This window comes from Bradyrhizobium semiaridum (assembly GCF_020329505.1).
Classification (GTDB): domain Bacteria; phylum Pseudomonadota; class Alphaproteobacteria; order Rhizobiales; family Xanthobacteraceae; genus Bradyrhizobium; species Bradyrhizobium semiaridum.
This window is the reverse complement of the sequence record NZ_JAGKJJ010000022.1, coordinates 101,614-107,613: the sequence shown is the minus strand read 5'-3', so window position 1 is coordinate 107,613 and position 6,000 is coordinate 101,614. Positions and strand designations below refer to the sequence as shown.

The window sequence follows — 6,000 nt, the reverse complement described above, 5'->3', positions numbered from 1 at the left end:
GCGCAGCGCGTGGCCGATGGAGGCGAAGCGGGCGGGATCGCCGGGCGAGAACTCGCCGCTTTCGATGGCGCGGATCGCGCGCTCCAGCCGCGGCGATTTGCGGATGACGTCGCTGGCATCCAGCCCCTGCTTGCGGCGGACCATGACGTCGCCGGCCTCGAGGCCGAAGATCGCGATGTTCTCGGGGCCGACGGCATCGCGGATTTCGATATTGGCGCCGTCGAGCGTGCCGATGGTCAGCGCGCCGTTGAGCGCGAGCTTCATATTACCGGTGCCGGAGGCCTCCATGCCGGCGGTCGAGATCTGCTCGGAGAGATCGGCGGCCGGGATGATCACCTCGGCAAGGCTGACATTGTAGTCGGCCAGGAAGGCGATCTTCAGCTTGCCATTGAGGGAAGCATCGTTGTTGACGATCTCGGCGACGTCGCTGATCAGCTTGATGATCAGCTTGGCATAGCGATAGCTCGCCGCCGCCTTGCCGGCAAAGATCTTCACGCGAGGCACCCAGTCGCGTTGCGGCTCTTGCTTCATCGCGTGGTAGAGCGCGATCGTCTCCAGGATGTTGAGCAGCTGCCGCTTGTATTCGTGGATGCGCTTGATCTGCACGTCGAACAGCGCCGACGGATCGACCTTGATGTTGTTGCGCTCGCCGATCAGCCGCGCCAGCGCCAGCTTGTTGTGGTGCTTGACGTCGCGGAAACGCTTCTGGAATTCGAGGTCGCTCGAATGGGCCTCGAGCCGCTCGAGCTGCGAGAAATCGTCGAGCACGGCCTCGCCGCAGACCTCCCGCAGCAGCGCGGTGAGGCGCGGATTGGCCAGCATCAGCCAGCGCCGGAAGGTGATGCCGTTGGTCTTGTTGGTGATGCGTCCGGGATAGAGATGATGCAGGTCGTGGAACACGGTCTCCTTCATCAGGTCGGAATGCATCGCCGAGACGCCGTTGATGCGGTGCGAGCCGACGAAGGCGAGCTGGCCCATCCGCACCCGGCGGCCGCTTTTCTCGTCGATCAGCGAGACCGAGGCGCGATATTCGATGTCGCCGGGGAAGCGTTCCTCGGCGAGCGCGAGATGCGCGACGTTGATGCGGTAGATGATCTCGAGATGCCGCGGCAGCAGCCGCTCGAACAATTCGACCGGCCAGGTCTCCAGCGCTTCCGGCAGCAGCGTGTGGTTGGTGTAGGACAGCGTCGCGACCGTGATCTTCCAGGCCTCGTCCCAGCGGTAGGAGTGCAGGTCAACTAGGATGCGCATCAGCTCGGTGACGGCGAGGCTCGGATGGGTGTCGTTGAGCTGCACCGCGGCCTTCTGCGCCAGGTTGCGCAGGCCGCCGTCGGAGGAGAGGTGCCGCTTCACCAGGTCCTGCAGCGAGGCCGAGACGAAGAAATATTCCTGGCGCAGCCGCAGTTCGCGGCCGGCGGCGCTCTCGTCGTTCGGATAGAGGAATTTGCAGATCGCTTCGGCGCGCGCCTGCTCGGCGCTGGCCGAGACGTAGTCGCCGGTGTTGAAGACGTCGAGCCTGAGCGGATCGGGCGCATGCGCCGACCACAGCCGCAGCGCATTGACGTGCTGGCCGCGCCAGCCGACGATCGGCGTGTCGTAGGCCATCGCCTCGACGGTCTCCGCCGGATGCCAGGTGGCGCGGTCGCGGCCGCGGTCGTCGACATGCTCGACATGGCCGCCGAAATGGACGTTGTAGACCACCTCGGGCCGCTGGAATTCCCAGGGGTTGCCGAAGGCGAGCCACTCGTCCGGATATTCCTGCTGCCAGCCCTGATTCATGATCTGGCGGAACAGGCCGAAATCGTAGCGGATGCCGTAGCCGGTCGCGGGGATCGCGAGCGTCGCCATGCTCTCCATGAAGCAGGCTGCGAGCCGTCCGAGGCCGCCATTGCCGAGCGCGGCATCCGGCTCGCATTTGCGCAGGTCGGAGAGGTCGACGCCGAGATCGCCGAGCGCGGCCTCGAACACCGGCAGCAGCCCCATATTGTTCAGCGCGTCGGTGAACAGGCGGCCGATCAGGAACTCGAGCGAGAGATAATAGACGCGCTTGGCGCCGGCGTCGTAGCTCTGCTTCTCCGCCGTCAGCCAGTGATGCACGATGCGGTCGCGTAGCGCGAGCGCTGCCGCCTTGTACCAGTCGCGCCGCGTCGCCACCGTCGCGTCCTTGCCGATCGCGAGCCTGAGCTTGGCGAGGATCGCGCTCTTGATCTCGCTCAGCGCCAGTTCGTCGATCGGCTGGTTCGATGCCGGGTATTTTGATTGGTCTTGCAACGCGCCCATCCTGCCATTCGGACTATTGGACCATGATGCGAGCCACCTCGCTGCATCACAGTCTCATCTGCTTGTTCGGGCACGATCCCAAAACCGGTTCCCACGTTTCCGGCCCAACGCCCATCGCAATGATACGCGCCTTGCACCACAATCGAAACCGCCGAAAGCCGTCATGCACCGCGCTGCCGTGATTTTATGCAAGGACCGGGCCGATTTGCGGGCGTTCGGATCTGCCGCCAGCGGTGCTACTATCGCCGCGAAAGGCGGGAATTACGTCTATTTGGCGGAGGATGCGTGATGAGATTGCTGATCGAGATCGCTGCCGCAACATTGCTCGTCGTCTGCATCACCGCAACCAGCGCCGCACAGGCGGCCGGCAAGCTCGGCCGCAGCGCCGACGGCCTGAGCTGCGGCTTCAGCGTGCCGCAGAACGCCACCCCAGCCGCGCGCTGCGCCGCCATCAAGCGGCAATGCGGCGGCAAATTCCACGCCAGCGCCTGCGGCGACAAACTGCTGTCGGCTGCGAACTAGCTCGCCGCGCATTGATTCCGACCGCCGGTAGTTCCCGGCGGGAACACCGTGGTGATACGGATTCCCAGAACTTAACAACTGCTTTACGAACGATCTGCCAGGCATGGGGCAGGGCACATTTCATTCCCAAAGCCATTTTGCATCGGGCCGCTGACATCACTCAGCGGCCCGTATTGCTTTTGGGGGATGAGTGCTGTTGAAGCATTGTTGGGCGGGTCCCGCAGATTCGTCGCCCCGGCGAAAGGCCGGGGCCCATAACCACAGCTGTCAGAGAAGGGGCGAGAGGTCGGCCCACTCTGGATTGTCTTGTTCAATCAGGCGGATTTTCCAGTCACGGCGCCACTCCTTCAACGCCTTTTCGCGCGCAATCGCCTCCTGCGGAGACGCATATTCCTCCACATAAACCAGCCGCGTGACACCGTATTTTTTGACGAATTGCGAGCCTCGCCCCGAGCGATGGAGCGCAAGCCGATTGCCAATGTCATTGCAGACGCCGACGTAGAGTGTTCCGTGGCGACGGCTCGCGAGAATATAGACGTAGTACGTCTTGGGGGCATTCATCGCTGGGCGCCTGTCGCGCAAGACAATCTGAAGTGGTGGTTATGGGTCCCGGCCTTCGCCGGGACGACGGTGATAAAGCATCATAAACCAATCGGAACGAATTAAGAACACTTTAGCAAGCCTTTGATATATCATTGTGATTCGGTGCGCTCGCCGACGCAATATCTATGGCCTTCCCTCTCCGCGAGGACTACATGTCCACCATCGCCTTCGATCAGTTCGCCCTCACCCGGATTGCCGATTTCGCCCGCTCGCTGACACGGCTGCATCAGGCGTCGCGGCGGCAGGCGATCGACGATGACCAGATCGACCGCGAGTTCAACGCGGTCTGCATGTCGATCTGGGGTTACACCACGGATGATTTCAGCGACGAGCTGTTCTCGCTGGAGGATCACGCCTGGCTCGATTCGCTCGACGAGGCGCACGCGCGCATTTTCGCCGCCGAGCAGGGCTACGATCTTGTCGACGATCACGGCATGCTGACGGACTGGTGGGGCTATTGCTGGATGATCCTTGCCGAGAAGCGCGGCATCCTCAATCCGGAGAACCGTGCCGCCGCGCGCGCCGCGATCGAGGACAAGTATCTGGCCGCGCCGAACGTGATCGGCGTGATCGTCGGACGTTGATCAGTTCACTTCGGCCCGCTTGGCGGGCTTCGGCGCCGACGCCTTCGGAACCGCCGTGGTGTGGCTTGCCGGCGCGACGTCGCTTCGCGTCTCCGGCAGCGGCGCGTCGCCCGCGATCTCCGCGGTGACGGGCGCGACCTTCATCTCCCCGAGCCGCGCGCGGAGCTCCGACGTCAGTCCCGGATAGGAGGCGACCGGCGTGAAGTCGAACGCCTGGTCGTTGCCGAGACGGATGCCGGTATAGGCGACGAGGCCGTCGGTGGTGGCGATCACGTCGCCGGCACGCAGCGAGGTGTCGAGCGCAAGATCGACCGGCGCGAGGCCGGCCGGATCGCGGCCATTGCAGGTGCAGTCGGCGCGCAGCGCCTTGCGATAGGCGTAGGCGTTCTCGCCGTCGGCATAGCGCTCACCGGTGTTCGACGCGGCGCCGTCGATATTGCTGCCATAATAGACCTTGGTCGGGCTCGCCGGGCAGAACGCCTGGCACATCTGCACCGGCGTGGCGTTGCCGCGCATGGTCAGCGGAAAATATTTGCCGTCGCAGCTGCGCACGCAGAACGCCGGGCCGGAGCCGGCGACACGCGGCGCCGAGATCGGCGCGGACGGCCGCTCCTGTCGTTCCGGCTGGTTGAGGCCGAACGGATCGGCGAAGAAATTGGCTTGCGGCGGGGCCTGCCGTGATTGCTGCTTCTGCGCGCCACCGAAGAAGAAATCGAACAGCCCTTCGGCCGAGACCGGCGCGGGCGCGAGCATCGCGGAACCCGCAAGCATTGCGGCAACATGCACCGTGCGGCGCCGTATGCGCCGATGCCAGAACTCTGTACGCAACGCCAACTCCACCCGACGCATCACACGCCGCGGCGACACGATGCCCCGGCCGATTCACCGTAATGCAGGATGGTAAACGAGCGATTGATTAGGTGTGGTCAAGCGAGGAAGACGAAGCGAGCGTACTCGCTTCCCTTCACCTCGCCCCCGCTTGCGGGGAGAGGTCGGAACGCATCGCAAGATGCGTTCCGGGTGAGGGGGTACAGGTCTCACCACGTGCAGAACTCGCGGAGAGAGCCCCTCACCCCAACCCTCTCCCCGTAAGAGCCAGGGCAATCGCATATGAAGGGCGCTGGATGAGCGGCTGGCTCGCTTCGCCTCTCCCGCTTGCGGGGGAGGCCGGATCGCATCGCAGATGAGATCCGGGTGGGGGCTATTTCCACAGTATGATTCGTGGAGAGACCCCCACCCCAACCCTCCGCCGCAAGCGGGAGAGGGAGCCGTCCGCCGATGCTGGCGCCACCAGAGTTTTCATATGCGATTGCGCTGCCGTAAGAGCGGGGCGAGGGAGAACTAAGACCGCCTAGCCCTTCAAAAACTCGCCCGCCTTGTACAGCGCGCGGAACGGCAGGCCGGCCTCGGCGAACGTCTCCGTCGCGCCTTCCTCGCGGTCGATCATGGTGAAGACCAGCGCGATCTCGCCGCCGGCCTCGCGCACCGCCTCCACCGCCTTGAGCGCCGAGCCGCCGGTCGTGGTGACGTCCTCGACGATCACGATGCGCTTGCCGGCGAGCGTCTCGCCCTTGGCGAGGCCTTCGACCGCGAGCCGCGCGCCGTGCTCCTTCGGCTTCTTGCGCACGAAGAACGCCGCGATCGGGTGGCCCTTCAGCCAGGACAGTTGCGCGATCGCGCCGGCCAGCGGCACCGCGCCCATCTCGAGCCCGCCGACGAAATCGAGCTTGTCGTCCTTCAGCGCCTCATAGGTGAGCTCGGCGAGCAGGGCGGCGCCCTCGGGATCGAGCATCGTCGGTTTCAGGTTGAAATAGAAATCGCTCTTGCGCCCCGACGCCAATGTGATTTCGCCGCGGCCGAACGAGCGCTTGCGGATGATCTCGGCGAGGCGGGCACGGGAGGCTGATTTGGACAAGGCGCTTTCCTTGGGGGTTCGAGACGGGCGGCAATCTATCGATGCCCCCAACGACATTCCAGCGCGGAAATCCGGCCGTCAACAGCGCCCGCGCCG

General features: G+C 64.6%; 6 protein-coding genes. 2 read left to right on the top strand and 4 right to left on the bottom strand.

The window, feature by feature from the left end; genetic code table 11:
• A partial coding sequence (locus J6500_RS23305) for a glycogen/starch/alpha-glucan phosphorylase (RefSeq protein ID WP_225715035.1) occupies positions 1–2,280 on the bottom strand: 2,280 nt, incomplete at its 3' end.
• A 288-nt stretch (positions 2,281–2,568) separates the two neighbouring features.
• Between J6500_RS23305 and J6500_RS23300 the strand changes: the two genes are divergently transcribed.
• On the top strand, positions 2,569–2,802 hold the full coding sequence (locus J6500_RS23300; RefSeq protein ID WP_225715034.1) for a hypothetical protein: 234 nt from the start codon (positions 2,569–2,571) through the stop codon (positions 2,800–2,802).
• A 267-nt stretch (positions 2,803–3,069) separates the two neighbouring features.
• On the opposite strand, the gene J6500_RS23295 is transcribed toward J6500_RS23300, so the two are convergent.
• Positions 3,070–3,363, bottom strand: coding sequence for a GIY-YIG nuclease family protein (locus J6500_RS23295; protein WP_225715033.1), 294 nt, complete (start codon positions 3,361–3,363; stop codon positions 3,070–3,072).
• A 194-nt stretch (positions 3,364–3,557) separates the two neighbouring features.
• Here J6500_RS23295 and J6500_RS23290 point away from each other — a divergent pair, with 194 nt between their 5' ends.
• Positions 3,558–3,989, top strand: coding sequence for a hypothetical protein (locus J6500_RS23290; protein ID WP_225715032.1), 432 nt, complete (start codon positions 3,558–3,560; stop codon positions 3,987–3,989).
• Here J6500_RS23290 and J6500_RS23285 read toward each other — a convergent pair whose 3' ends face one another.
• Positions 3,990–4,760, bottom strand: a complete 771-nt coding sequence (locus tag J6500_RS23285) for a DUF2865 domain-containing protein (RefSeq protein ID WP_225715031.1) — start codon at positions 4,758–4,760, stop codon at positions 3,990–3,992. It lies immediately after the preceding gene.
• 580 nt (positions 4,761–5,340) lie between these two features.
• A complete protein-coding gene (pyrE, locus tag J6500_RS23280) occupies positions 5,341–5,904 on the bottom strand; it encodes an orotate phosphoribosyltransferase (RefSeq protein WP_225715030.1) in 564 nt (187 codons plus the stop codon).
• Between the last annotated feature and the right edge of the window lie 96 nt (positions 5,905–6,000).

Bases quoted from the DNA above. Each gene is read 5' to 3' on its own strand.
- J6500_RS23300 (WP_225715034.1), top strand. From the start codon at position 2,569: ATGAGATTGCTGATCGAGATCGCTGCCGCAACATTGCTCGTCGTCTGC.
- J6500_RS23295 (WP_225715033.1), bottom strand. From the start codon at position 3,363: ATGAATGCCCCCAAGACGTACTACGTCTATATTCTCGCGAGCCGTCGC.
- J6500_RS23290 (WP_225715032.1), top strand. From the start codon at position 3,558: ATGTCCACCATCGCCTTCGATCAGTTCGCCCTCACCCGGATTGCCGAT.
- J6500_RS23285 (WP_225715031.1), bottom strand. From the start codon at position 4,760: ATGCTTGCGGGTTCCGCGATGCTCGCGCCCGCGCCGGTCTCGGCCGAA.